This window comes from Blautia sp. HA9023 (genome assembly GCF_056504095.1).
Map to the genome: position 1 here is coordinate 5,001 of NZ_JBWLUR010000006.1, position 26,040 is coordinate 31,040.

A 26,040-nucleotide genomic window follows, 5' to 3' on the forward strand; every position below is an offset into this window, starting at 1 on the left:
TCTGCCGAAGCTTCAATAAAAGGTTTCCCGTTCGACTTGCATGTGTTAAGCACGCCGCCAGCGTTCATCCTGAGCCAGGATCAAACTCTCTGATAAAATGTTTGATTCATTTACTCAAGACAACCGTTTGGCTATCTCTCGTTTTTACTGCTTTTGGTTTGTTTAAACCGTTCTTTAAATATAAAGAAATTTTCGAGAATCGTATGTGTTTCACTGTTTAGTTATCAAGGTTTGTTGTGTCTGCCTCTCGGACAGCTCGTTTATTTTATCTCATTCTCAACTGCTTGTCAAGAACTTTTTTTAATTTTTTTGAAGCATTTAATCTTCAGAAAAATTAAAGCGGAGAAGGAGGGATTTGAACCCTCGCGCCGCGTTAACGACCTACTCCCTTTCCAGGGGAGCCCCTTCGGCCAGCTTGGGTACTTCTCCAAATTGCCCTACTTACTAAGTAGTTCTGATATTTATCTCTGCCGTTCTCAGCGACAGGTGATATTATATCTCGTATCTTTTATGTTGTCAAGTACTTTTTTAACTTTTTTTAAAAAGTTTTTATTCTGTATTTGACAAACGGAGAGAGTGGGATTCGAACCCACGCGCCCTTGCGGACAAACGGTTTTCAAGACCGCCTCGTTATGACCACTTCGATATCTCTCCATATAATGTTTTTCAACATTTTTTGTGCTGTTTTGTCAGCGTATGTTGTATTCTATCATCAAATATCTCCCCTGTCAATAACAAATTTGATATTTTTTTCAAAAAATTGGACATATAGCTTCAATTTCTGCTATATGTCCATATTTACCGGGATTTTCACCCTGTTCTGCTCTCTATTCTACTCTCTGTTTTCCTTCAAAAATGCCTCCGCAACCACCAGATCTTCCGGTGTTGTGATCTTGATATTGCGATAAGAACCTTCTGAAAAGCGGATCTTCACCCCGGTCTCATGTTCTGCAACCATGGCATCATCTGTAATTCCGGTCATTTCCTTCTGCCGAATGCTGGTATATGCACCATAGATCAGCGGGTACTGAAAGATCTGCGGAGTCTGGACGATCCATACACTGCTGCGATCCGGAGTTTCACTGACATTCCCATCCTCATCTGCGATCTTAACTGTATCCTTGGAAGGCATGCCTGTAACACTGGCACCTGTCTGTGCTGCTGCCATAAGTCCTCTTTCAATGATCCCATGATCAATAAATGGTCTGGCACCGTCATGGATCAGCACATACTCTGTGTCTTTACACGCACGAAGTCCTTCATAAACAGAATCGTACCGTTCTTTTCCGCCGGATACTACAGCAGAAACCTTTGTAAAACCATATTTTTCCACGATTTCTTCTTTGCACCAGAAAACATACTCCTCCCCTGTTACCAGGATCACATCCCTGATCAGCGGACTTTCCTGAAAACAGCGCAGAGAATAACAGAGCACCGGCATCCCGTCAAGCTCCATAAACTGCTTCTGTATTTTGCTGTGCATTCTCTTTCCCTGGCCTGCTGCCAGGACAATAGCTGTATTTCTGCACTCTCCCATGATCAATTACCCCGGATTCTTTTATCTTTCGCCAAGCTTCAGGTTCGGAACCGCATTCAGATCCCAGCTGTGGCGTGTTCCCCTGATATATTCATAGTAAGCTGCCACACCGATCATCGCTGCGTTATCCGTACAGAATATCGGTGACGGACGATAAAATTTGTATCCACGTTCTGTACATGCTTTTTCCATAGCAGTGCGAAGTGCTCCGTTGGAAGCAACACCTCCTGCAATGGCAACCTTTTTCATGCCAAAATCAGCTGCTGCCTGCATGGTATGTTCTACCAACACATCAACAACCGCTTTCTGGAAGGATGCCGCGATATCTGCACGTTTTACTTCCTCACCTTTCATTTTTGCCCCGTTTAAATAATTAAGAACTGCGGACTTCACGCCGCTGAAGCTGAAATCATATGGATTTTCGCCGATTTTTGCACGTGGAAACTCGATAGCGTCCGGATTTCCTTCCTTTGCCAGCTTATCGATCTTCGGTCCTCCCGGATATCCCAGCCCAATGGCACGTGCAACCTTATCAAATGCCTCACCTGCCGCATCGTCTCTGGTTCGGCCCAGGATCTCAAACTGGCCGTAGTCCTTCACAATAACAAGATGGGTGTGTCCACCGGATACAATGGCACAGAGAAACGGCGGTTCCAAATCCGGATGCTCAATATAATTGGCAGAAACATGGCCTTCTATATGATGCACGCCTACCAGTGGCAGGTTTCTTGCATAGGCAATAGCCTTGGCTTCTGCCACACCTACAAGAAGTGCACCGACAAGCCCCGGTCCATAGGTTACACCGATAGCATCAATATCATCCAGCGTGACATTTGCCTCGTCCAGCGCTTCCTGGATGACCTGGTTGATCCTTTCTATATGATTTCTGGAAGCGATCTCCGGTACAACACCTCCGTACAGTTTATGGATCTCGATCTGTGAGGAAATCACGTTTGATAAGACAGTCCTTCCATTTTTTACAACGGAAGCTGCCGTTTCATCACAGGAGCTCTCAATACCAAGAATTAATGTATCTTTCATTTTTTTCAGTCCTCTTCAAAATTCAGTTCCACACTCTTCCCGTCTTTTCCCGGCCATGCCTTCGGAAAGATCTCACGTACTGTATCCATGTAATCATCCGGACGTACCAGAGAAGGGCTGTAATGGGTCAGCCACATTTCCCCCACTTCCGCATCACGGGCAAGAGTGGCCGCTTCACGAAACGTCATGTGTTTGTAGCCTTTTGCCTTTTCGATCTTGTCATCTTCACCGTACATTCCCTCACAGATAAAAAGATCGGAACCTTTTGCATTACGTAAAATAGACTCTGTCGGTCTGGTATCTGTGGTATAGGTAAGCTTGATCCCTTTTCTTGGCGGACCAAGCACCATATCCGGTGTGTAGATCCTTCCTTCATCCTCCACAGTCTGTCCCTTCTGCAGCGGATTCCAGAATTTCAGCGGGATCTCATGTGCACTGGCACTGTCAGGAGAAAATTTTCCCTGGCGCAGGATCTCAAGGGTATATCCATAGCAGGTAACATTATGGTTCACCCGAAATGCAGTGATCCGGTAACCGTTCAGTTCCAGAACCTCCTCCGGTTTCGTGATCTCGATAAATTTAATCTCAAAGGGCAGCTCCGGTGCGATCACACGAAGTGCGCTTACCACACGTTCCAGTCCTCTTGGGCCTACCAGAGTCAGCGGTTCTGTGCGGTCTGCATTTCCCATAGTCAAAAGGAGTCCCGGAAGTCCGCTGATATGATCCCCGTGATAGTGGGTAAAACAGATCACGTCTATAGGCTTGAAGCTCCAGCCCTTTTCTTTAATGGCCACCTGGGTACCTTCCCCGCAGTCGATCATCAGGCTGCTGCCATTATAGCGGGTCATCAGCGCGGTAAGCCATCTGCGTGGCAGCGGCATCATTCCTCCGCAGCCAAGTAAACAAACATCTAACATATTTTTCCTCTTTTCCTGTTCTGTGGCAAAGTTTCTTAAGATGCAGTGCGTGTCATAAGGACAGCATCTTCTGTGGGATCTGTATAGTACGCCTTACGCAGTCCGTCTCTCACAAAGCCCTGCCGCTCATAAAGCCGAATCGCCGTCTCATTTCCCGCGCGGACTTCCAGATGGATCATGGTGATCCCCCTTTCTTCTGCCAGACGGATCATGCTTTCCATAAGGAAATTTCCAATTCCCTCTCTCTGGCGGTCTCTGCGGACAGCAACATTGGTCACATCCCCCTCGTCCAGCACAGTAAGAAGGCCGCAATACCCAAGGATCCGGCCTTTTTCTTCCACAACAAGAAACATTGCATTCTCTTTCATAAGAAATGTCAGAAATCCTTCTTTTGTCCAGGGAACAGAAAAAAGTTCCTCTTCGATCTCCATGACCTGATCCAGGTCATCCACCAGCATCTCTCTTAAGATCATGCTTTTTCCCCTTCTGATTCTTTTTTCAGCCTCTGGGCACGCTCCCGCTCTGCCTGTGATACACGGAGATAATCCGGTTTGTGCTCAGCTGCAGTCTCTGTTCTGCCCTCTTTATAATAAAGGATGCCAAGTGCACCTACCGCTCCGGCTCTCTGTCTGGAAAGATGAGACGGTGCAAAAGAAAATGGTACCTCAAGCTTATCTGCAATAATATCTTTAAATACCGGAACCCCATCTCCCAGGAATGTCACGGTTTCTCCCATCTCATTCAGCATGGAAAGAAGTTCCTCGATTCCCACTGCCATCTGATCTTTTACAGTCACAAGTCTGTGGTCTTCATAACGGTAGATTCCCGTATAAACCTGTTTTCTTCTGGCATCCATGATCGGGCAGATCAGCCCATTTACATCATAGAGATTGTATGCCAGCGCTTCCACGGTGGGAATCCCTACCAGTGGTTTGTCAAGAGCAAGTCCCAGTCCCTTGGCTGTGGCAGAGCCGATACGAAGTCCGGTAAAAGATCCCGGGCCTTTGGCTACCGCAATGGCGTCAATGGTCTTAAGATCCAGCTCTGTCATCTTCACGATCTCATCCAGCATGGGAAGAAGGGTCTGTGAATGTGTTTTTTTATAATTAACCGTATATTCCGCTACCAGTGTATCATCCTCCACAACGGCTACCGATGCCACGATCCCGGAACTGTCCAGTGCCAAAACTCTCATTCTGCCTCTTCCCCTCTCTCCTCAATGGTGATCTTTCTGTACTCAAAACCCTTCTCAAGGTCTTTCTCAATGGTAACTTCAATCCTTTTTTCCGGGAGGATCTCCTCAATGAGTTCTGCCCATTCGATGAGGCAGATTCCCTGTCCGAAAAAATAATCATCGTATCCGATCTCCTCCATTTCTTCCAGATCTCCGATACGATATACATCAAAATGATAAAATGGCAGACGCCCGTCCTCATATTCCTGGATAATGGTAAATGTGGGGCTGTTTACAGGTTCTGTGATTCCAAGACCTGCTGCCACGCCCTGTGTAAATACGGTTTTTCCAACTCCCAGGTCGCCTGTCAGTGTATAGATCTGTCCCGGTTTCGCATTCATTCCGATCTTTCTTCCGACCTCGAATGTCTCCTCCGGATCATGCGTTTCTATGATCATATTTTCCACCTTTTTCTTGCACAATTATTCTTTGCATATTATAATAGAGCGAACAGCGAAATACAATACTTTTTAAAAAGGAGTGCGAAAACTATGGCAAATCCTATCGTTACCATCACAATGGATAATGGCGATGTAATGAAAGCGGAATTATATCCGGAAGTTGCCCCGAACACAGTAAATAACTTCATCAGCCTTGTAAAAAAAGGCTTTTATGACGGCCTGATCTTCCACCGTGTTATCAACGGTTTCATGATCCAGGGCGGATGCCCGGACGGAACCGGTATGGGCGGTCCGGGATACAGCATCAAAGGCGAGTTCTCCCAGAACCGTTTCAAAAATGACCTGAAGCATACACCAGGTGTTCTCTCCATGGCAAGAGCCATGCATCCGGACTCTGCCGGAAGCCAGTTCTTTATCATGCACAAGGCAGCTCCACATCTTGACGGAAGCTACGCTGCATTCGGTCAGATCATCGAGGGCATGGATGTTGTAAATGCTATCGCAGAGACAGACACAGATTACAGCGACCGTCCTCTTGACGAGCAGAAGATCAAATCCATGACTGTTGATACCTTTGGTTTGGATTATCCGGAACCGGAGAAATGCTAATAAGCAAAATTTTCTGAAATAAAGGAATTATTTAAAAAAACATGAAAAAGCCCCGTGAAAGACAGACTGTAACGAAAACATCTGCCGTTTCCCGGGGTATTTTTTTGCCAGAAACCTGTCCTGGGCTGCTCTGTTTATTCCGACACTGTTTACGCCATAAAACAGGCATTCCGCTTTTTTCGACACTCTTTTTCCTTTATTTTTCGAAGGTTTTCACTTCTCCGTTTACTTTTGCAAAATACAGCTCTGCATCTTTCTCAAGTCCGGCTCTTCCGTTGGTTCCCTCTGTGATGGCTTTTTTCACCTCTTCGATCTGGTCATCCGGCACAATAAGCTTCAGGACAACCTTGTCGGTATATTCGGAATCCAGGATTGGCAGGCTTCTTTCTCCCGCAATATACTGGATCTTACCGATTCCTGTATAATCGGTCGTCACCTGAAGCGATATCCCATGATGTTTCTCGATCACGGTACTTGCTGCAAGTCCGGCCTGGACAGCTCCTGAGTAGGCACGTACAAGTCCTCCGGTTCCAAGAAGAACACCACCAAAATATCTGGTCACCACGATGGCTGCATTATAGATCCCGGCGCCCAGAAGCACATCCAGCATGGGTCTTCCTGCTGTTCCGGATGGTTCTCCGTCATCACTGCAGCGTGTGGCCTCCCGGTTCATCCCTACGGAATATACATAGCAGTTATGACGGGCATCCCAGTATTTCTTTTTCATTTCTTCAATAAAAGCAAGGGCCTCTTCTTCGGTTTCCACAGGACGGACCGTTGCGATAAAACGGGATTTCTTTTCCACAAGTTCGCCTTCGCCGCCTTCGTATATGGTTTTATAATGTTCCAGCATGGTTTACGCCTCCGTTGTCTATCACATTTCCAGATATTGCCACATCAGATTCCGCTTCTGCTATCTTGTCCGCGGGAATTTCCTCATCTGATGTTCTCTCTGTTTTCTGCAGAGTTTTCTTTATTGTATAATAATTATCTCCATTGCACAATGTATAAGATATCATGAATTGTGAAATTTTTTTTAAGGGTTTATTTAACATTCTATATTTGCTATAATGAAACGGATTATAAAGGAGGAATAACATGAACTACGGAAAAAGATCCACTTCCAAGAAGCGGAACGCTCTGATCTCCCGTACTTCCATGCTGGAAAAAAGAGCACATGTTTCGTTTATCCGGGTTTTATTTACAGCTCTGATTGCGGTCTGCGTCATGGTTATCTGCCTTGGTATCGGCTCCTTCCGGGGCGTGATCGCCGGTGCACCTGATGTCAACGATGTGGATATTTCACCTCTCGGATATGCAACCTTCCTGTATGATGACCAGGGAACACAGATCCGACAGCTTTCAGCACCTACATCCAACCGTCTTCCGGTCTCTCTGGACCAGATCCCGGTCAGTCTGCAGCATGCAGTGGTAGCCATTGAGGATGAACGTTTTTATGAACATAACGGTATTGATGTCCGGGGTATCGCACGTGCCGGAATGAAGGCGATCACCACCGGTAATTTTTCCGAGGGTGCCAGTACCATCACACAGCAGCTTCTGAAGAATAATGTTTTCACAGACTGGACCAACGAGTCCACACAGCTGGAACGTTTCACACGTAAGTTTCAGGAGCAGTACCTGGCTGTACAGGTTGAAAAGAAATACGATAAATCTGTAATTCTCGAAAATTACCTGAATACCATCAACCTTGGTGCAGGTTCCTACGGCGTACAGGCAGCTTCCAAGAAATATTTCAATAAAGATGTATGGGATCTGAATCTTTCTGAATGTGCAACCCTTGCAGGTATCACTCAGAATCCTACCAAATTCAATCCGATCACCAACCCGAAAGCAAATTCCAAGAGACGTAAGGAAGTTCTGGATCACATGCTAGATCAGAACTATATCTCACAGGATGAATATAACGAAGCACTGAACGATGATGTTTATACCCGTATTCAGGCTGCACAGATGGAAAATACAGAAGAAGAAAGCACCGTTTACACATACTTTGAAGACGAGGTTACCAATCAGGTCATCAGCGACCTTATGAATATCAAAGGTTACACCAAAACTCAGGCAACCAATCTTCTCTACAGTGGCGGTCTGAAGATCATGACAACCCTGGATTCCAGTATTCAGAAGATCCTGGATGAAGAGTACGCGGATCCGGATAATTATCCGGCTGATGTACAGTATGAGCTGGACTACGCACTGACCGTTCAGGATGCAGACGGAAACCAGAAAAATTACAGCAAGGAAATGCTGCAGCTCTATTTCCGTGATCAGGATCCGGAATTCGATCTTCTCTTCGATTCTCCGGAAGAAGGCCAGCAGTATGTTGATCAGTACAAGGCCAGCATCCTGGCTGACGGAAGTACCGTGGTTTCCGAGCGCGTAAACTTTGCACCACAACCGCAGTCTTCCATGTCTGTCATCGATCAGCATACCGGTTATGTAAAAGCCCTGATCGGTGGCCGTGGTGAAAAAACAGCCAGCCTGACACTGAACCGTGCCACAGATACAACCAGACAGCCTGGTTCTACCTTTAAGATTGTATCCACCTATGCTCCGGCTCTGAACGAAAAAGGTGATACACTGGCTACCACATTTATGGATGAACCATATGAATATCCGGACGGCTCTCCGGTTAACAATGCCACACGAAGCTATGGCGGCGAGACCACGATCCGTAAGGCAATCCAGAATTCCATCAATGTTGTTGCAGTCAAATGCCTGGAACAGGTTACTCCTGCTCTTGGTCTTAAATATCTGGATGATTTCGGATTTACAACTCTGGCACATGGAACTGAGGCAGATAAAGATGCCAACGGAAATATATGGAGTGATGCCAATCTGGCAACAGCACTTGGCGGAATTACCAATGGTGTCAAAAATGTTGAACTCTGTGCCGCATATGCAGCGATCGCCAATGGCGGAAATTATATTAAACCAATTTACTATACACAGATCCTTGACCATGACGGAAATGTCCTGATCGAAAACACTTCTGTTTCCAGATCTGTGATCAAAGACAGCACCGCTTACCTGCTTACCAGCGCTATGGAGGATGTTGTAAAGAAGGGTACCGGTACTGCCTGCCAGCTTGATAATATGACTGTTGCAGGAAAAACAGGTACTACCGAAGATTATAATGACCTCTGGTTCGTTGGTTACACACCATACTACACATGTGCTGTATGGTCCGGTTATGACAACAACGAGAAAATCCCTGAGGATGCCCGTAATTTCCACAAGAATCTCTGGAAAAAAGTTATGAACCGTATCCATGAAGGCCTGGATGACAAAGATTTCGATATGCCTTCCAGTGTGGAAAAAGCCAGCGTCTGCTCAGAGACAGGACTTCTCCCTCGTGCCGGTTGTCCGACCATAACAGAATATTTTGATATTTCCAGTCTTCCAACAGAATACTGTGACAAGCACTTCTACGGAAGCAGTGATTACAGTGAAAATGATTACAGTTACAGTGAAGACACTGATGCAGACACAGATTCCGCCGCTGCCGCTATTCCGACTGCTGCACCGGACGGAACTGACAGTACTGCCGGCGGTGACAGTACCGATAATACCGGTGATAATTCCGGTGGCGACAATACCGATAATACCGGTGATAATTCCGGTGGTGACAACACCGATAACACCGGTGATAATTCCGGTGGTGACAACACAGGCGGTGATGACGGCAGCGGCGATAACACCGGCGATGATGACGGTGGAGACACCGGAGATGATACTGGCAGCGATGGCGATCCTGTAGAATACTATTGATCAATCATTATAACGTAAAAAAGTGGACTCCCGAATATGGGAATCCACTTTTTTTATCTTATTTTTCTGATCAGAGCACCATCTTGGCTGCGCCGTAAATTCCGGCATCATTTCCCAAGGTTGCGATCACGATCTGTGTATCTTTACAGGATGCAAATGCATACTTTCTGTAATATTTCTGAATACAGTCAACAAGCGGCTGGCCCGCTTTGGAAACGCCACCGCCGATAACGATGGTTTCCGGATCTGTCACACAGGAAATGATCGCAAGGGCACCGCCAAGCTGCTCTCCAACTTTTTCCATGGTTGCAACTGCTACCGGATCATTCTCCTTGAATGCATCCAGAACTGCTTTTGCGGAAATATTCTCCATATCTCTGAGCACACTTTTCTCTTCGGAAGCTGCAAGCTCTTTTTTTGCCATACGTACAATTCCGGTTGCGGAGGCAAACTGCTCCAGACAGCCCCTGTTTCCACAGTTGCAGGATTCTGTCTCGTGATGATCCACATTGGCATGTCCGATCTCTCCGCCAGCGCCGTGATGGCCTGTTACGATCTTACCATCAACAATGATTCCACCGCCAACACCCGTTCCCAGTGTAACCATGATCACATCGGAGGAACCTGCTGCCGCGCCTTTCCACGCTTCGCCAAGAGCAGCCACATTGGCATCATTGCCAGCTTTTGCATGAAGTCCTGTCAGTTCCTCCATTTCTCCTGCAACATTCTTGTAACCCCAGTAAAGGTTTACCGCCCGATCTACCTCACCTTTGGAGTTTACCGGTCCAGGAACGCCGATTCCAACACCTTCTACGTCGTCTTTGGAAATGCCTTTCTCTTCGATCTTGGCATTTACAGCTGCTGCCACATCCGGAAGGATCTGATCTCCGTTATTCTCCTTGCGGGTCGGAATCTCCCATTTCTCAACAAGAGTTCCGTCTGTGCGGAAAAGTCCGCATTTTACAGTTGTTCCACCTACATCAATTCCAAAACAATATGTTCCCATTTCCTATCCTCTCTTACTCTTCGTCGTCTGGATTCTCTCTCTTCTTGGCAAGGTTCGCCTGAACACGCTTGTACAGTGCCTCTGCCGCATTGTATCCCATCTTCTTCTGTCTGTGGTTGACAGCGGCAGCCTCAACGATGATCGCCAGGTTACGTCCCGGACGGATCGGAAGAGAATGGCATACAACCTTGTTTCCAAGATACTCTGTATATTCCTCATGAAGTCCCAGACGGTCGTATTCCTTATCTCTGTCCCACTCCTCAAGCTTGATAACAAGATCGATCGACTGGGTATCCTTAACACTCTCGACACCAAACAGTGTTTTTACATCGATGATACCGATGCCTCGAAGTTCGATAAAATGACGTGTGATATCCGGTGCAGAACCTACCAGTGTCACATCACTGACCTTACGGATCTCGACAACATCATCACTGACAAGACGATGGCCTCGCTTGATCAGCTCCAGAGCAGCCTCGCTCTTACCGATACCGCTCTCACCTGTGATCAGAATTCCCTCGCCATAAACATCCACCAGTACACCATGAATGGAAATACACGGTGCAAGCTGTACACCAAGCCAGCGGATGATCTCTGCCATGAAGCTGGAAGTTGTTCTTTCTGTCACGAATGTCGGAACATTATATTTAACAGCCAGATCGATCATGTCCTGAGACGGACGGGTCATGGTACTGAAAATAACACATGGAATCTTGCTGGAGATAAAACGCTCATATTTAAAACGTCTCTCTTCTTCATTGAGCTGCATCAGATACGTATACTCTACATATCCAATGATCTGTACACGCTCATTCGCAAAATGCTCCAGATATCCGGTAAGCTGAAGCGCAGGTCTGTTGATCTCCGCAGTCTTGATCACGATGCCTGACAGGTCGATTTCCGGAGTCAGATTGTTAAGCTCCAGTTCCTGTACCATCTTTGTCAACTGTACACCCTTCATACTTTTTTCTCCTTTTCGCTGAAAGTTTGCATTCTCACCGCCGTTTTATCAGTACATGGCGGTTACTTGATATCCGCTGTACCAGAGCGTGAGACATCTTATCCTTAATTATACACAATCACGGTTGAAACTGCAATGCAGCATCAGGATTTATGAAAAAATTCATAGACCTGACGGGCGCTTCCCGCGTTCATGCTCTCTGTCTGTGCAAGTTCTTCTTCCGAAGCATCACGGATGTTTTCCACAGATTTGAATTTACGGAGAAGTGCTTTCCTCCTGGTGTCACCGATTCCGGGAATATCATCCAGAATGGAATGGACCTGTTCCTTACTTCTGAGAGAACGATGGTACTCAATGGCAAAGCGGTGTGCTTCATCCTGTATCCTGGTGATCAGACGGAAACCTTCACTGGATGTATCAATGGGAATTTCCACATTATTAAAATACAGACCTCTGGTCCTGTGATGATCATCCTTCACCATACCGCAGACCGGAATACGGATTCCCAGATCATTCAGCACTTTCAATGCAATATTCACCTGACCTCTTCCACCATCCATCAATATCAGATCCGGCAGTCTTGCAAAACTGTCAAATTCTCCGTTACTCTCATGGGTAAATCTTCGGGTTAATACCTCTTCCATACTGGCATAATCGTTCGGTCCCTGCACCCATTTGATCTTGAACTTGCGGTAATCACTGCGCTTCGGACGGCCTTTTTCGTAAACGACCATGGAACCTACTGACTCAAAACCACTGATGTTGGAAATATCGTAAGCTTCCATCCGCACCACATTTTTCAGGCCCAGCCATTCCTCCACTTCGTGAACAGCACCGATCGTACGGCCTTCTTCTCTTTTAATCCTCTCTCTGTCCTTTGAGAGAACCATACGGGCATTTTCCAGCGCAAGCTCCACCAGTTTTTCCTTGGTACCTTTCTTTGGAACACGGATATGCACTTTCTGCTTCCGCCTTGTTGTCAGCCACTCTTCGATAATTTCCGCATCCTCGATCTCACTCTGAAGCATGATCTCAGAGGGGATAAACGGAGTACCTGCGTAAAACTGTTTCAGGAAACTGGAAAGAACCTGAGATTTTGTATCACCTTTTGCCACCCGGAGATAAAAATGATCCCTGCCGATCAGCTTGCCATCCCGGATAAAAAACACCTGCACAACGGCATCCTGGTCACGGAGGTCTTCGCTCTCATCCATGGCCACTGCAATGATGTCACGGTCCTCCTGTCCGTAGCCCGTGATCTTCTGGCGTTCCCCGATCTTTTCGATACTGCGGATCAGGTCACGGTATTCCATGGCATCCTCATAGCGCATTTCCTCTGAAGCTTTCTGCATTTTTTCCATCAGTTCACTGATCGTATCCTGAAAATCTCCGTTCAGAAATTTGATCACTTTATTGATGTTTTTCCTGTATTCTTCCTGACTGATATAGCCCTGACAGGGTGCCTTGCACTGCTTCATATGATAGTACAGGCAGGGGCGGTCCTTTCCCGTATCTCTTGGAAGATTACGATTGCAGGAACGTACCTGATACAGTTTCCGCACCAGCTCGATCACATCTTTTACCGCCCCGCCGCTGGTATAAGGTCCAAAATATCTGGCCTTATCTTTTTTCATTCTTCTGGCAAAAAGTACTCTCGGGTATGGTTCATTGACAGTCACCTTGATAAATGGATAACTCTTATCATCCTTGAGCATAGTATTATATTTGGGACGGTGCTCTTTGATCAGATTACACTCCAGCACAAGAGCTTCCAGCTCAGAGTCCGTAATAATGTACTCAAACCTGGTTATGTGCGTAACCATTCTTTCAATCTTCGCCCCTTTGTTACGGCTGCTCTGGAAATACTGGCGCACACGGTTTTTCAGGCTGATGGCTTTTCCCACATAGATGATCTCATCTTTCTCACCATGCATGATGTAAACTCCCGGTTTTGCCGGAAGTTTTTTTAATTCTTCCTCGATTATGAACATAATTATTCTCCTGTTTTACCATTACGGTAATAAGAAAACCGGGATTTCTCCCGGTTTTCCGATGATCTGTTTTATGCCTGTGATCCCGGCTTTTCTTCTGTTTCTGTATGATCGGTATCTGTCGCCTGAACAGTTTCTTCTGTTTTCTCCGGTGTCTGTGGAACCTCTGTCAGGTTCTGCCCTGACATCTCAGGTCTGAGCTTGGCTGCTTCTGTTTCCACTGTTGTGACATCTTCCGCATTTTTCACAGTGTCCTGTTTATTGGACACTTCTTTTTCATCTTCGGAAAGGACCAGATCATCCAGATTCTCCGGGATGTCCATTCCCTGCTGCACCGCACGGAGGATCTTCATAAATTCCTTGCCGGTGATGGTTTCCTTACGAATGAGATATTCCGCGATCTTATCCATCTCTTTTCTGTGGCTTCCAAGAATCCTCTTGGCCTCCTCATAAGAATGATGGAGAAGTTTCATAACTTCATGGTCGATCTCTGTTGCGGTATCATCGCCACAGTTTAAGACTGCTCTTCCGCTTAAGTACTGATCTTCCTGTGTTGCCAGTCCCATCAGTCCGAATTTCTCAGACATACCGTACTGTGTGATCATGGCTCTGGCCACCTTGGTAGCCTGCTCAATATCATTGGCAGCACCCGTGGTAACTGTATCAAATACGATCTCCTCTGCGGCACGTCCGCCAAGATAGCCTACCAGCATAGCTTCCAGCTCTTTCTTGGTATTGAGATATTTTTCTTCCTCAGGTACCTGCATAACGTAACCAAGTGCTCCCATGGTGCGGGGTACAATGGTGATCTTCTGTACAGGCTCCGCATCTTTCTGAAGAGCATTTACCAGCGCATGGCCGACCTCGTGATAAGATACGATCCTGCGTTCCTGCTTGCTTAAGATACGGTCTTTCTTCTCTTTACCAACAAGAACTACCTCTACGGACTCCTCCAGATCTTTCTGGCAGACTGCCTTACGTCCCTTCTTGACCGCAAGGATCGCAGCTTCATTGATCATATTGGCAAGATCCGAACCTACCGCACCGGAAGTTGCAAGGGCAATTGCCTCAAAGTCAACTGTCTCATCCAGAAGCACATTCTTGGCATGTACCTTCAGGATATCCACACGCCCCTTAAGATCCGGCCTGTCAACGATCACACGTCTGTCAAAACGTCCCGGGCGGAGAAGCGCCGGATCAAGAACTTCCGGTCTGTTGGTAGCAGCAAGGATCAGAAGACCCTTGGAAGTGTCAAAACCGTCCATCTCCGCAAGGAGCTGGTTCAGTGTCTGCTCACGCTCATCATTTCCGCCGCCATAGCGGGAATCACGGCTCTTACCGATGGCATCGATCTCATCAATAAATACGATACACGGTGCATTCTTCTTGGCTTCCTCAAAAAGGTCACGGACACGGGATGCCCCCACACCTACAAACATCTCCACAAACTCCGATCCGGAAAGGGAGAAGAACGGCACCTGTGCCTCACCGGCAACTGCCTTTGCAAGCAGTGTCTTACCGGTTCCTGGAGGGCCTACAAGAAGGGCACCTTTCGGCAGTTTGGCTCCGATGGCTGTGTATTTTCCGGGGTTATGAAGGAAATCCACAACTTCCTGCAGAGATTCCTTGGCTTCATCCTGACCGGCCACATCCTTAAAGGTAACTCCCGTCTCTTTCTGCACATAAGCCTTGGCTTTACTCTTGCCAACGCCCATACCCATGATCCCGCCGCCTTTATTCATGCGCCGCATGGAGAACATCAGAAGACCAAAAAGAAGCAGTGTCGGAAGAACCACGCTTAAGATCATCGCAATGAACTCGCCAAACGCATCCGGCGGATCTGTCTCAAACTTGATTCCCCTGCCTTCCAGCCGCTTAGTCAGCGCTGTGCTGTCCTCAGTCTTCGTCGTGTAATAGCTCATATCCTCGTACTTGGAATTCTGCTTCTTGGGTACGATCGTCAATGTATTGGACTGGATCGTTACTTCCTTAACCTGGTCCTTATCCACCATATCGATAAATTTATCATAGGAGATCTCACTGCTGTTATCCTTCAGCATGTTGGTAAACAACGCAAAACACACCAGTGTGACCAGGAGGCATATCAGAAAAGCCAGAATCGACTGATGATTCTTACCTGACCCCTGCCTGGGATCTTTGTTATCAGGTCGCTTCCCGTCCTGATCATTATTCAGTTGATTATTCATTTTTTTCCTCCTCTTGTCATTTCTTTATTATAAAGAGAAAAACCGTATAAATCAACCGTGAGATTGTAAAAATACCTGTAAAAAACACCTCATGGGATATTGCCAGTGAACATTAAATTGTAGTATACTGTTCCCAGTGATTTGGAAAATTAAAGAGGAGAGGAAATCAGACAAATGAAAATAGGTTTTGATAATGACAAATATCTGAAAATGCAGTCAGAACATATCCGTGAAAGGATCGGTCAGTTCGGCAACAAACTTTATCTTGAATTCGGCGGCAAACTGTTTGACGACTACCATGCATCCCGTGTTCTTCCGGGTTTTGAACCGGACAGCAAACTCCGCATGCTGATGCAGCTTTCTGATCAGGCGGAGATCGTTATTGTTATCAGTGCCAATGACATTGACAAGAATAAAGTGCGCGGCGACCTTGGCATTACCTATGACGAAGACGTGCTCCGTCTTATGGATGAGTTTACAAGCCGTGGCCTGTATGTAGGAAGTGTATGCATCACGCAGTACTCCGGCCAGGAAAGTGCCGATCTCTTCAAGAAACGTCTGGAGAAGCTGGGAATCCGTGTTTACAAGCTTTACCTGATCCCGGGATATCCAAGCAACACCTCCTTTATTGTAAGTGATGAAGGCTACGGAAAGAATGATTATATCGAAACTACCAGACCTCTCGTTGTCATCACAGCACCAGGACCTGGAAGCGGAAAGATGGCAACCTGCCTTTCTCAGCTCTATCATGAATATAAACGTGGCGTAAAAGCCGGCTATGCAAAATTCGAGACCTTCCCGATCTGGAACCTCCCGCTGAAACATCCGGTAAACCTTGCTTATGAAGCTGCTACTGCAGATCTGAATGATGTCAACATGATCGATCCGTTCCATCTGGAAGCTTACGGCAAGACTACTGTTAACTATAACCGTGATGTAGAGGTTTTCCCTGTTGTACAGGCTATGTTTGAGAAGATCATGGGCAGCTGCCCGTACAAATCTCCGACAGATATGGGTGTTAACATGGCAGGCAACTGTATCATTGATGATGAAGTATGCCAGGAAGCTTCCCGTCAGGAGATCATCCGCCGCTATTACAAGAGCATGGACGCTCTGGTTTCCGGTTCCGGTACAGAGAATGAAGTACGCAAGATCGAACTGCTCCTTCAGCAGGCTCACGCAGAGATCACAGACCGAAAGGTTGTACCTGCTGCCCTCGAAAAAGAGAAAGAAACCAATGGCCCTGCTGCAGCAATGGAACTTCCGGACGGCAGAATCGTATGTGGAAAAACTTCCGATCTTCTCGGTGCATCTGCAGCTCTCCTTCTGAATGCCCTGAAAGAACTGGCTGGAGTTGACCATGAGCAGCATGTGATCTCTCCTGATGCCATCCATCCGATCCAGCAGCTGAAGACCAAATATCTCGGAAGCAAAAACCCACGTCTTCACATTGATGAGATCCTGATCGCCCTGTCCATGAGTGCCGCAACCAGTGATGCCGCACGCCTTGCCCTGGAGCAGATCCCGAATCTCCGTGGCTGCCAGGCCCATACTTCCGTAATGCTCTCTGATGTGGATGTGATCAGCTTCCGTAAACTTGGCATTGAGCTTACCTGCGAAGCCAAGGCTGAACAGAAGAAAAAATATCAGAAAGACTGATCTTTGGATATCATCGATCTGACCAGATATACGTCAAAAGCTCCGACCGGGACGATACACATTATCCCGGTCAGAGCTTTTTTTATCTTCTTTCTTATCTTGTTTCTGCAGTTACTGTATTCGGATACTGCTTCCCATATTTTCTCCGTTACACTGTTTTGTGACAATGATCTTATTATCAATGCGTTCTTTCAGTTCGGAAACATGGGAAATAATTCCCACCAGACGTTTTCCGTCTGCAAGTCCTGCCAACGCTTTCAGCGCCTGTTCCAGTGATTCTTCATCCAGAGAACCGAATCCCTCATCCACAAACATGGAGTCCAGCCGGATTCCCCCTGCTGATGCCTGGATCTCATCAGAAAGCCCCAGTGCAAGGGACAGAGAAGCCTGGAAAGATTCTCCACCGGACAATGTCTTTACACTTCGTTCTGTTCCGTTATAATGGTCGATAACATTCAGGTCAAGACCTGCTTTTTCTTTCTGGTTTTTACTCTGTTCCTGGCGTTTCAGCTCATACTGCCCGCTGCTCATCGTCATAAGACGGAGGTTGGCTCTGCGCAGGATCCGGTCAAAATATGCCATCTGGATATAAGTCTCCAGCTCGATCTTTGCCTTTCCGTTCAGTTTTCCGTTGGCTGTATCAGAAAGATTCCTGATCCATGCATATTCCTTTTCCGCTGTTGTCATTTCCTCCCGGCGCTTCTGCACTTTCTGAAAAACATCCTGGTTTCCTTTCTGAATGGAAAAGAGCTCTTTTCTTTCTTCTGCGAGATCTTTTTTCCGCTCAGAAGCCTGTGCGCGCTGTTCTCTGATCTCCGCTTCCGGAATTTCTCCGATCTCTTTTTGCTGCACTTCAAAAGTCTCTATGGAGGAAGCTATCCTTTCTTTTTCTGCCTGAAATCCCTGCAGTGTTTCTTGCGCCTTTCTGCTGTTTTCCTTCAGGCTTCTGTACTCCTGCCGTCTTTCCCTGATCTCTTTTTCCAGATTTTCTTTACCGGCTTCCCAGGTGTCCTGGGTTATACTGTCCGTTTTACCGGACTGTTCTTCCACAACAAGACGTATCTCGTCTGCCATATTTTGCTGCTGTTTCTGATTCTCGGATGCTTTCATCCTCAGGCCGGCCTGCTCTCTGTCAAAGAAATTCTTTTTTTCAAGCAGCTCCTCTTTTTCCTTTTCAAGACGCTCCAGGGACTTTTCCACTGTTTTCTTTCTTTTTGTATTTTCCTGGGCTTTCCGGATTTCTTTTTCACTTTCCGCCAGAAGATCCTCGCACTGTTCCTGTGCCCTTTTTACCATAGAAGTCAGCTGTTTCCACACAGTCATAAAATCCTCTGTCTGTCCGTTCCCGCTTTTATTTTTCTTATGAAATTCCTGAAACTCTTCCAGAAGCTCTTCTGCACTGGCTACGATCTGCCTCCAGGATGCATTGCTCTGTTCCTTTAAACTTCCTGCTTTCAGGCTTTGATCTACAGAATCCTTTTCCATTTTGTCCAGCTTACGTTTCTCGTTATCCAGTGTTTTCTGATCAACTGTCTGTTCTCTGGAAAGCATTCTGGGATTTGGATGACTCAGGGACCCACACACAGGACAGGGCACTTCATCCTTAAGCTCCCGGGCCAGAAGGCCTGCCTGCGCATCCAGAAAAATATGGAATATCTGCTGATAATATTCTCTCTGCTGCTGTGCATCTCTGCAAGCAGACTGATACTTTTTCTGCTGCTCTTTGGTTTTATCATAAAGGCCTTGAAATCTCCGGATCTCAGCGATAAGTCCGTTCAGTTCTTTCTTTCTCCTCGTCTGTTTTTCTTTTTCTGTGAGCGCTTTCTGCAAATCCAGCTCAGAATTTCCCAGCTGTTCCCGTTCCGTTTTCAGCTGTTCCATTTCTTTCTGCTGCTGTTCTTCCTGCCGGATGATCTTTTTCTGCTGTACCTTACAGTTTTCCAGCTGCCGTTCAATCTCTATTCGTTCTTTCTGCAGCTGCTCCAGCTCCTGGTATTTCTTCAGCTTTTCCTGTTTTTCCCGGATCAGAAGTCCCAGTTTCTCACATCTCTGATCTGCATCTTTATATTTTTCCGCCTCTTCCGATGCTTTCTTAAGTTCCGGAAGAAGTTTCTCAAGCTGTTCTCGGGCAAGCTTTCTTTTTTGTTCCAGGCCTCGTTTCTGTGCGGAAAGATTCAGCATTTTTTCCATTGTCAGGATTTCCCGGTCCACTTCCTCTTCCTGTTTCCGAAGTTCATTTTCCCGGCGTTCTCCTCTGTCAATAAACAGCTTCAGGAGCTCAAGACTCCGTTCCAGCTTTCCTTCAAATTTCGATTTCCTGAGCCTTAAAAATTCCTCCGCTTCTGTTCCTGCATCCGTCTGAAACCTCACTCCATCCAGATACTGTGCGATACTCCGGCGCATTTCATCGTAATCTTTATATCGGGAAATAGCCGCATCCCGGAGTCTCATCTGGATCTGCTGGTAAAGCCCTGTGTGAAAAATCTGCCGGAAGATCTCGCCACGCTGTACCGTTCCTGCCAGCAATAATTTCTGAAAATCCCCCTGAGCGATCATCGCTATCTGTGTGAACTGGTCGTAACTCAGTCCCAGAAGCTGCTCCACCGCCGCAGTCACATCTTTTGCTTTTGTCACTGGCTGACGTTCATCCGGATAAATAAGCTGTGCTTCTGCTTTTCGTAAAGTCAGTCCTGTGCCTCTTTTTTTCGGAGCCATATATTCCGGACTCCGACGCACCTGATAAGTTTTTCCCTGGTAGGAAAAAACAAGTTCCACAAATGTTTCTGCGGAATCTTTTGCATACTTGCTGCGGAACATGGCAGATTCCCGTACTTCTCCACTGGCTCTTCCGTACAGTGCAAAGGTGATCGCATCAAAGATCGTGGTTTTTCCTGCCCCGGTGTCCCCGGTGATCAGATAAAGTCCGCCTTCTCCAAGTTTTGAAAAATCAATTTCTGTTTTATCTGCATAGGGCCCGAAGGCGCTGATAGTCAGTTTTTCCGGTCTCATTTTACACCTCCTGAAGCTTCCGTATCAGTTCTTCGGAAAACTTCCGCTGCTCTTCATTCATCGGCTGATTGTTCTGCAGCTCAAAAAATTCCTCGAAATATTCCATCTCTGATTTCTGTGTGGTTCTCTCTGTGCCGGCAATTTCCTGGTTCTCACGTGTACGGCGGTTATCATAATCCAGACGCATAAGGTTTGGATAAATGGTACGAAGTTTCTGCATTCCGTCCACGATATCTTCCTCATCTGTCAATGTGATCTGCACATAATCATCCGTATTTGTGTCCTTATAATTGGACTGTGAAGTCAGCTCCATATAAGTACCTTTCAGTTTTCGCATATCACGCAGCGGCGTCAGAGGGATCTCACGTACATCAGGGCTTCCTTTTTCTCCAAGTTCCACAACCGTCACGGATTTCTGCTGGCCTGCCTCGGAAAACGAATATTTCAGCGGTGTCCCGCAGTATCGGATCTTCGGACTTCCCACATTCTGCGGACTGTGGATATGTCCCAGTGCTACATAGTCAAAATCCCGAAATACTTCTGCCTCGATCTGGTCGATTCCTCCCACAGAAATTTCCTCAGAATCACATTGCATTGCACCAACCACAAACTGATGGGCAAGCAGTACATTTCTCTGACTTCTGTCAATTTCCATATGCTTAACCGCTGCCAGCACCGCCTCCTGATAGGTGCGGATATCTTCCACGTCTTCTTCCCCGTCCAGTGCATGTCGGACCGTTGCAGGACGGATAAATGGCAGAAGATGAATCCACACTTCTCCATAACTGTCCTTTAAACAGTACTTTGCTGTTTTTCCATCGTATACCGGTGACATACATATTCCACTGTCACTCATAATATGAGATCCAAAAGCGATTCTCTCTGCACTGTCATGATTTCCACTGATAGCAAAAACGGGAATCTTTCGCTGCGCAAGTCTGGTAAGAAAACTATCAAAAAGCTGCACTGCCTCCGCAGATGGAACGGGTCTGTCATAAAGGTCCCCTGCAAGAAGGATCCCATCCGGTGATTCCTGATCAATGATCTTCAGGATTTCATTTAAGATATATTTCTGATCTTCCACCATGGAAAACTCATTTACCCGCTTTCCAAGATGAAGATCCGATAAATGGATCAGTTTCATAGACCACCTCCAGCTGTCACCCAGCCTCCAAACAACTCCGGTTCAAGATCAATATCGCAGGCAGCAAGAACATCTTTCAGCTGTATCGGACTGCTGACACCGGTTACCGGCACTGTCTGGAACGGCTGATGGAAAAAATATGCCAGGGACAAAGACTGCAGGCTGTCCCCTGTTTCTTTCTGAAGTTTTAACAATTTCTGATAGGTTCGAAGATTCGTTTCATTCCAGTAGGATTTCTTCATGCTTTCTGAAAGATCTGCAATCTGTGACTCTTTCTCCTGCATCCAGGATGCATCCACCTCTTCATCCGTATATGGAACTCCCATTTTCTGAAGTTTTGAGAAAAATCCCATTGCCGTGGATGAAAACGGAATGGAAGCCGCACCTGTCTCACAGTGCCACCTGTATTCCTCCCGGGAAAACTCCACAAGTGTAGGGTCCGGATTGGTATTTCCACCCGGATTGATTCCTGCCAGGCTCCACTGATTGGATACTGCCGTAACGCCGCTTTTTTTCCGTTCTTTCAGGCACTGTTCCAACGCTTTCAGTCTGTCTGTTCTGTAATTGGAAAATCCGAAATATCGGATTCTGCCTTCTTTCTGCATTTCTTCCAGGATATCCACGATCTCTTCCACCGGTTTTTCCGGATCATCTCTATGGAGCCAGTAAAAATCAATCACCTCTGTTCCCAGAGTCCTTAAGCTCTCATCCAGATCTGCACGGATATCCTCCCGGTTCACTCTGCTACGGCCCGGATTTTCAAAAGAATAATGTGCGCCCTTGGTAGCTACGATCACTTTCTCCCTGGCTCCCCGCGCTTTCAGCCATCTGCCTATGATCTGCTCACTGCAGTTTCCGTGTCCTTCCAGCCACTTGCAGTATACATTGGCTGTATCAATAAAATTTCCACCTGCCCGTACAAAATCATCCAGGATTTCGAAACTTTTTTCCTGATCTGTTTTATCTCCAAATCCTGCTGTTCCGAGGCAGATGCGGCTGACATTCAAATCTGTATCATTCAGCTGTATATATTTCATTTCAGTAACCTCCCATATTCGTTATATCTGTTTCTATTATAACTTTTTCCCTGTGTCCGAACAGTATGTTTCCCGCATCTATGGACATTATAACATAAAAAATCCCCCGGCATATATATGCCGGAGGATATGATATCTGTTATCTTAACCGTATGATTTATTTGTAGAGTGGTCCGTAGTTCTTGCAAGCACGGAAATCTGCACCCTCTTTGTCCATACCAAATGCATTCCAAGCTGCCGGACGATAAATGTCTTTCTCAGGAACGTTGTGCATGGATACCGGGATTCTCAGCATGGAGCACATTGTGATAAGGTCTGCACCGATGTGTCCGTAGGAGATCGCACCGTGGTTAGCACCCCAGTTGTTCATTACATCGTAAGCTGTTTTGAACGGTCCCTCTTTGCCATCGCATCTTGGAGCGAACCATGTACATGGCCATGTGTAGTCTGTACGTTTCCAGAGCTTGTCAGATACTTCTTCCGGAAGGGCTACTGTCCATCCCTCTGCGATCTGAAGAACCGGTCCAAGTCCTTTTACAAGGTTCAGACGGATCATAGTTGCAGGCATCTGAGCACGTGTTTCATAACGGCTGGAGTATCCGCCTCCACGGAAGTATCCGTTGTCGGCCATACACCACTCTGTATTGTCCATGATCGCTTTCTGGTCTGCCTCTGTAACATCCCACCACTGTTTCATAACTGGTGTTCCGTCAGCCTCTTTAGCCTGTCCGTTAGCATCCAGGCAAGCAGCACCGGAGTTGATCAGATGAAGGAATCCGCCAGCTTCTTTGGCAACACCCTCAAGGTCATATCCTGTAGCTTTCTTAACTGCCTCCGGGCTCCAGTATGTACGAACATCAGCGAAGATCTGAGCACGTCCTGTAAGAAGTTTCATGAACAGCATTCCAAGTCCGTTGAGAACATCGTTCTCTGTAGCAAGGATGTACGGCTCACGAGCGCCATTCCAGTCGAAGGATGTGTTCAGCATAGCCTCTGCAAAGTCACCGTTTGGATAGAAGTCTGTCCACTGTCTCTGGCCCTGGAATCCAGCTGCAAGAGCATTGTGTCCGATTGCTTCCTCAGAGAATTTCGGATCAAGTTTGTCACAGCCGTTCATCAGCTCTTTGATGATAACTGCCATCTTAACAACAAACTCGAACTGCTCCTCTTTCTTCTCCGGTGAGAACTGAAGCTCTTCCGGGTTCTTGTCCCAGCCGATCTTGCAGGTCTCTTTTGCCCATTTGAGAGCTTTCTCAAACTCTTCGTGATCGTAGATACCCTCGGTCATACGACGGATGATCTCTACCTCATCAACAGACTCAACTCTCATTCCGAGATAGGACTCGATGAAATCAGAATCGATGATAGATCCGCCGATACCCATTGTTACAGAACCGATCTGCAGGTAGGATTTACCTCTCATGGATGCAGCTGCAACTGCTGCACGGCCGAATCTTAACAGTTTCTCTTTAACGTCTTCCGGAATGGATGTGTCGTCAGCTTCCTGAACGTCATGTCCGTAGATACCGAATGCCGGAAGGCCCTTCTGTGCATGTGTAGCAAGAACGGATGCCAGATATACAGCACCAGGTCTCTCTGTTCCGTTGAATCCCCATACAGCCTTGATTGTCTGTGGATCCATATCCATTGTCTCAGCTCCGTAGCACCAGCATGGTGTAACAGTAAGAGTGATATCTACACCCTCTTTACGGAATTTATCAGCACATGCAGCGCTCTCACCAACACGTCCGATAGTTGTATCAGCGATAACAACTTTTACAGGCTCACCGTTTGAATATTTCAGGTTCTCCTCGAAAAGTTTTGCTGCGGATTTCGCCATGTTCATGGTCTGGTCTTCCAGAGATCCTCTTACATCAAGAGCTCCTCTACGTCCGTCGATGGTTGGTCTGATACCGATAACCGGATAGCTGCCTACTAATCTGCTCTTTGCCATAGTAACAATTACCTCCTAGATTTATATTCACTATTATAACTTACATTTTTTCAGGTTCTGACAACTCCTGTCCGAACTATGTTTTTATTATACGATTGCATCTTGTAAATTACTTGTGTTATAATAGCAAAAAGCAGTACAATATTCACTTTTTTATATAAGTTCCTAAAAAATCTATAAAATTTATGAAAGAAGGGTTTTATTTTGCACGATCTTGGAAGAAATGAAGACAGGCTTCGGGGAACCTACGAATTTCCTTTTGAGTTTCACCATATTGACAGTACGCATCCCCGCTATGTCATGTCCTACCACTGGCATGTGGAATGTGAAATCATGCGGATACTCCAGGGCACACTTACCGTCACTTTAGACGAAAAAAGTTTTACAGCCAAAGCCGGAGATGTGATTTTTGTCAACAGCGGAGTTCTGCATTCCGGAATTCCTCATGATTGTATCTATCAGTGCATTGTTTTTGACATGAACATGTTTCTGAAATTTAATTCCGTCTGTACTGAATATATGCAGAAGATCAGCCACCAGGAACTTCTGATCTATCATCATTTTACTGAAAAACATCCGGACATCCAGAGATCGGTAAACTCTCTTTTTGATTCTTTCTGGCAGAAGAAACCAGGATACGAGCTGGTTGTGTTTGGACAATTTTACCACTTTTTCGGATTGGTTTTTGGTAATCATTACTACCTGGAAAGTCTGCGGAAAACCAGACGTGATTACAAACGTATCGTCCAGCTGAAGCAGGTGGTGGAATTTATCGAAAAGAACTATGCAAACCCTATTACCCTGCAGGAGCTTTCCGCTTCGGTCTCCATGTCTCCCAAGTATTTCTGCCGGTTCTTTTCCGAGATGACCCACCAGACCCCTATGGATTATCTCAACCGCCAGCGGATCGAACAGGCCTGCTGCCAGCTGGCCACCACCGATGACTCCATCACAGAGATCGCATACCGGAACGGGTTCAATGACCTGAGCTATTTTATCCGCACATTCAAAAAGTACAAGGGGATCACCCCCGGTAAATATAAGCGACGCTGAAATTATGACAAAAAGCAGGATCTCACACATATGGTGGATATCCTGCTTTTTCAGAAATTAAGCTGTTTTATTATTTCTGTGATTTCTCCTTTGCATCTGCTGTTTGTATGTAAACACAGCTTTTTCGGCCTGGCAAAGAACTGTCATGCCGGAACGGATTCCCGTTTCACAGACGGGCTATGTTCATGTCTTTTCTGAATACACGCTCCTCTTCTGTATGAGAAAAAGCCGGCAGGGCAGATTTTCTGCATGAAAAAAGCCGACGCAGATCGTGTAAGATCCTGATCACTGTTCACTCCATGACCAGCACCAGATTATGTCTTCATGAAAAGCGGATACGATCATCCACCTCACTGCTTGCTTCTGACCAACGGATATCTCATACGGTCGGTCCATCTACTCGAAGGGATTCCACGGCTGCATAGAACTCTGCTTGCGAAATGCCTGTACACCGCACCTGAACGTGCAGCAGAAAAAATGTCTCAGGA

The 26,040-nt window shown here is 46.4% G+C and carries 20 protein-coding genes, 2 tRNA genes and 1 rRNA gene (1 of these 23 cut by a window edge); 4 read left to right on the top strand and 19 right to left on the bottom strand.

Annotated features, from left to right (window positions below; translation table 11 throughout):
* From AC04Q6_RS04190 to tsaE, 9 genes are all read right to left on the bottom strand, one after another.
* Positions 1–96, bottom strand: a 16S ribosomal RNA gene (locus tag AC04Q6_RS04190) (it extends 1,434 nt beyond the left edge of the window).
* Between the two features lie 244 nt (positions 97–340).
* Positions 341–429: transfer RNA gene (locus tag AC04Q6_RS04195), tRNA-Ser, on the bottom strand.
* A 139-nt stretch (positions 430–568) separates the two neighbouring features.
* Positions 569–654 (bottom strand) — tRNA-Ser (locus AC04Q6_RS04200).
* Positions 655–832: 178 nt separating this feature from the next.
* Positions 833–1,537 (bottom strand): 2-C-methyl-D-erythritol 4-phosphate cytidylyltransferase, encoded by a 705-nt coding sequence (gene ispD / locus AC04Q6_RS04205; protein WP_015525917.1) that lies wholly within the window; start codon positions 1,535–1,537, stop codon positions 833–835.
* 21 nt (positions 1,538–1,558) lie between these two features.
* Positions 1,559–2,578, bottom strand: a complete 1,020-nt coding sequence (gene tsaD / locus AC04Q6_RS04210; RefSeq protein ID WP_118070774.1) for a tRNA (adenosine(37)-N6)-threonylcarbamoyltransferase complex transferase subunit TsaD — start codon at positions 2,576–2,578, stop codon at positions 1,559–1,561.
* A 5-nt stretch (positions 2,579–2,583) separates the two neighbouring features.
* Complete coding sequence (locus tag AC04Q6_RS04215; protein ID WP_118070771.1) at positions 2,584–3,495, bottom strand: ribonuclease Z; 912 nt, start codon at positions 3,493–3,495, stop codon at positions 2,584–2,586.
* 35 nt (positions 3,496–3,530) lie between these two features.
* Positions 3,531–3,968 carry a ribosomal protein S18-alanine N-acetyltransferase gene (gene rimI, locus AC04Q6_RS04220; protein ID WP_021976173.1) on the bottom strand — a complete coding sequence of 146 codons (438 nt, stop codon included), beginning with the start codon at positions 3,966–3,968 and terminating at the stop codon, positions 3,531–3,533.
* A complete protein-coding gene (gene tsaB / locus AC04Q6_RS04225) occupies positions 3,965–4,690 on the bottom strand; it encodes a tRNA (adenosine(37)-N6)-threonylcarbamoyltransferase complex dimerization subunit type 1 TsaB (RefSeq protein WP_021976172.1) in 726 nt (241 codons plus the stop codon). Before tsaB ends, rimI begins: the two co-directional genes overlap by 4 nt.
* Entirely contained in the window at positions 4,687–5,127 is a 441-nt protein-coding gene (gene tsaE, locus AC04Q6_RS04230; protein WP_021976171.1) for a tRNA (adenosine(37)-N6)-threonylcarbamoyltransferase complex ATPase subunit type 1 TsaE, read from the bottom strand. The genes tsaB and tsaE overlap by 4 nt, the downstream gene beginning before the upstream one ends.
* A gap of 93 nt (positions 5,128–5,220) precedes the next feature.
* Between tsaE and AC04Q6_RS04235 the strand changes: the two genes are divergently transcribed.
* Positions 5,221–5,739 (top strand): peptidylprolyl isomerase, encoded by a 519-nt coding sequence (locus tag AC04Q6_RS04235; RefSeq protein WP_118070769.1) that lies wholly within the window; start codon positions 5,221–5,223, stop codon positions 5,737–5,739.
* Positions 5,740–5,935: 196 nt separating this feature from the next.
* Here AC04Q6_RS04235 and AC04Q6_RS04240 read toward each other — a convergent pair whose 3' ends face one another.
* Together AC04Q6_RS04240 and AC04Q6_RS04245 are read right to left on the bottom strand one after the other, a co-directional pair.
* Positions 5,936–6,592 (bottom strand): YigZ family protein, encoded by a 657-nt coding sequence (locus AC04Q6_RS04240; RefSeq protein ID WP_021976169.1) that lies wholly within the window; start codon positions 6,590–6,592, stop codon positions 5,936–5,938.
* Positions 6,576–6,794 carry a hypothetical protein gene (locus tag AC04Q6_RS04245; protein ID WP_173763211.1) on the bottom strand — a complete coding sequence of 73 codons (219 nt, stop codon included), beginning with the start codon at positions 6,792–6,794 and terminating at the stop codon, positions 6,576–6,578. Before AC04Q6_RS04245 ends, AC04Q6_RS04240 begins: the two co-directional genes overlap by 17 nt.
* 43 nt (positions 6,795–6,837) lie before the next feature.
* On the opposite strand from AC04Q6_RS04245, the gene AC04Q6_RS04250 reads away from it, so the two are divergent.
* Positions 6,838–9,531 carry a transglycosylase domain-containing protein gene (locus AC04Q6_RS04250; protein ID WP_118070767.1) on the top strand — a complete coding sequence of 898 codons (2,694 nt, stop codon included), beginning with the start codon at positions 6,838–6,840 and terminating at the stop codon, positions 9,529–9,531.
* Between the two features lie 70 nt (positions 9,532–9,601).
* Here AC04Q6_RS04250 and AC04Q6_RS04255 read toward each other — a convergent pair whose 3' ends face one another.
* From AC04Q6_RS04255 to ftsH, 4 genes are all read right to left on the bottom strand, one after another.
* A complete protein-coding gene (locus tag AC04Q6_RS04255; protein WP_118070765.1) occupies positions 9,602–10,537 on the bottom strand; it encodes an ROK family glucokinase in 936 nt (311 codons plus the stop codon).
* A 13-nt stretch (positions 10,538–10,550) separates the two neighbouring features.
* On the bottom strand, positions 10,551–11,498 hold the full coding sequence (gene hprK / locus AC04Q6_RS04260; protein ID WP_021651515.1) for an HPr(Ser) kinase/phosphatase: 948 nt from the start codon (positions 11,496–11,498) through the stop codon (positions 10,551–10,553).
* A gap of 143 nt (positions 11,499–11,641) precedes the next feature.
* Positions 11,642–13,489, bottom strand: a complete 1,848-nt coding sequence (gene uvrC, locus AC04Q6_RS04265; RefSeq protein ID WP_118070763.1) for an excinuclease ABC subunit UvrC — start codon at positions 13,487–13,489, stop codon at positions 11,642–11,644.
* 71 nt (positions 13,490–13,560) lie between these two features.
* Positions 13,561–15,696 carry an ATP-dependent zinc metalloprotease FtsH gene (ftsH, locus tag AC04Q6_RS04270; protein ID WP_118070761.1) on the bottom strand — a complete coding sequence of 712 codons (2,136 nt, stop codon included), beginning with the start codon at positions 15,694–15,696 and terminating at the stop codon, positions 13,561–13,563.
* Positions 15,697–15,870: 174 nt separating this feature from the next.
* On the opposite strand from ftsH, the gene AC04Q6_RS04275 reads away from it, so the two are divergent.
* The gene (locus tag AC04Q6_RS04275; RefSeq protein ID WP_118062677.1) at positions 15,871–17,355 is read left to right on the top strand and encodes a DUF1846 domain-containing protein; all 1,485 of its coding nucleotides are present in this window, start codon (positions 15,871–15,873) and stop codon (positions 17,353–17,355) included.
* A 111-nt stretch (positions 17,356–17,466) separates the two neighbouring features.
* Here AC04Q6_RS04275 and AC04Q6_RS04280 read toward each other — a convergent pair whose 3' ends face one another.
* From AC04Q6_RS04280 to AC04Q6_RS04295, 4 genes are all read right to left on the bottom strand, one after another.
* Positions 17,467–20,364, bottom strand: a complete 2,898-nt coding sequence (locus tag AC04Q6_RS04280; RefSeq protein WP_119247824.1) for an SbcC/MukB-like Walker B domain-containing protein — start codon at positions 20,362–20,364, stop codon at positions 17,467–17,469.
* Between the two features lies 1 nt (position 20,365).
* Positions 20,366–21,508, bottom strand: coding sequence for an exonuclease SbcCD subunit D (locus tag AC04Q6_RS04285; RefSeq protein WP_174088766.1), 1,143 nt, complete (start codon positions 21,506–21,508; stop codon positions 20,366–20,368).
* The gene (locus AC04Q6_RS04290; protein WP_119247822.1) at positions 21,505–22,545 is read right to left on the bottom strand and encodes an aldo/keto reductase; all 1,041 of its coding nucleotides are present in this window, start codon (positions 22,543–22,545) and stop codon (positions 21,505–21,507) included. The genes AC04Q6_RS04285 and AC04Q6_RS04290 overlap by 4 nt, the downstream gene beginning before the upstream one ends.
* A gap of 157 nt (positions 22,546–22,702) precedes the next feature.
* Positions 22,703–24,499, bottom strand: coding sequence for an L-fucose isomerase (locus AC04Q6_RS04295; RefSeq protein ID WP_119247821.1), 1,797 nt, complete (start codon positions 24,497–24,499; stop codon positions 22,703–22,705).
* Between the two features lie 204 nt (positions 24,500–24,703).
* Here AC04Q6_RS04295 and AC04Q6_RS04300 point away from each other — a divergent pair, with 204 nt between their 5' ends.
* On the top strand, positions 24,704–25,552 hold the full coding sequence (locus AC04Q6_RS04300) for an AraC family transcriptional regulator (RefSeq protein ID WP_021977473.1): 849 nt from the start codon (positions 24,704–24,706) through the stop codon (positions 25,550–25,552).
* Positions 25,553–26,040 lie beyond the last annotated feature (488 nt).

Coding starts and splice junctions, on each gene's coding strand:
- AC04Q6_RS04245 (WP_173763211.1), bottom strand. CDS start 6,794: ATGTTAAATAAACCCTTAAAAAAAATTTCACAATTCATGATATCTTAT.
- AC04Q6_RS04255 (WP_118070765.1), bottom strand. CDS start 10,537: ATGGGAACATATTGTTTTGGAATTGATGTAGGTGGAACAACTGTAAAA.
- AC04Q6_RS04285 (WP_174088766.1), bottom strand. CDS start 21,508: ATGAAACTGATCCATTTATCGGATCTTCATCTTGGAAAGCGGGTAAAT.
- AC04Q6_RS04235 (WP_118070769.1), top strand. CDS start 5,221: ATGGCAAATCCTATCGTTACCATCACAATGGATAATGGCGATGTAATG.
- AC04Q6_RS04215 (WP_118070771.1), bottom strand. CDS start 3,495: ATGTTAGATGTTTGTTTACTTGGCTGCGGAGGAATGATGCCGCTGCCA.
- tsaE (WP_021976171.1), bottom strand. CDS start 5,127: ATGATCATAGAAACGCATGATCCGGAGGAGACATTCGAGGTCGGAAGA.
- hprK (WP_021651515.1), bottom strand. CDS start 11,498: ATGAAGGGTGTACAGTTGACAAAGATGGTACAGGAACTGGAGCTTAAC.
- AC04Q6_RS04240 (WP_021976169.1), bottom strand. CDS start 6,592: ATGCTGGAACATTATAAAACCATATACGAAGGCGGCGAAGGCGAACTT.
- ispD (WP_015525917.1), bottom strand. CDS start 1,537: ATGGGAGAGTGCAGAAATACAGCTATTGTCCTGGCAGCAGGCCAGGGA.
- AC04Q6_RS04250 (WP_118070767.1), top strand. CDS start 6,838: ATGAACTACGGAAAAAGATCCACTTCCAAGAAGCGGAACGCTCTGATC.
- AC04Q6_RS04290 (WP_119247822.1), bottom strand. CDS start 22,545: ATGAAATATATACAGCTGAATGATACAGATTTGAATGTCAGCCGCATC.
- uvrC (WP_118070763.1), bottom strand. CDS start 13,489: ATGTTCATAATCGAGGAAGAATTAAAAAAACTTCCGGCAAAACCGGGA.
- tsaD (WP_118070774.1), bottom strand. CDS start 2,578: ATGAAAGATACATTAATTCTTGGTATTGAGAGCTCCTGTGATGAAACG.
- AC04Q6_RS04280 (WP_119247824.1), bottom strand. CDS start 20,364: ATGAGACCGGAAAAACTGACTATCAGCGCCTTCGGGCCCTATGCAGAT.
- AC04Q6_RS04295 (WP_119247821.1), bottom strand. CDS start 24,499: ATGGCAAAGAGCAGATTAGTAGGCAGCTATCCGGTTATCGGTATCAGA.
- ftsH (WP_118070761.1), bottom strand. CDS start 15,696: ATGAATAATCAACTGAATAATGATCAGGACGGGAAGCGACCTGATAAC.
- AC04Q6_RS04275 (WP_118062677.1), top strand. CDS start 15,871: ATGAAAATAGGTTTTGATAATGACAAATATCTGAAAATGCAGTCAGAA.
- rimI (WP_021976173.1), bottom strand. CDS start 3,968: ATGATCTTAAGAGAGATGCTGGTGGATGACCTGGATCAGGTCATGGAG.
- tsaB (WP_021976172.1), bottom strand. CDS start 4,690: ATGAGAGTTTTGGCACTGGACAGTTCCGGGATCGTGGCATCGGTAGCC.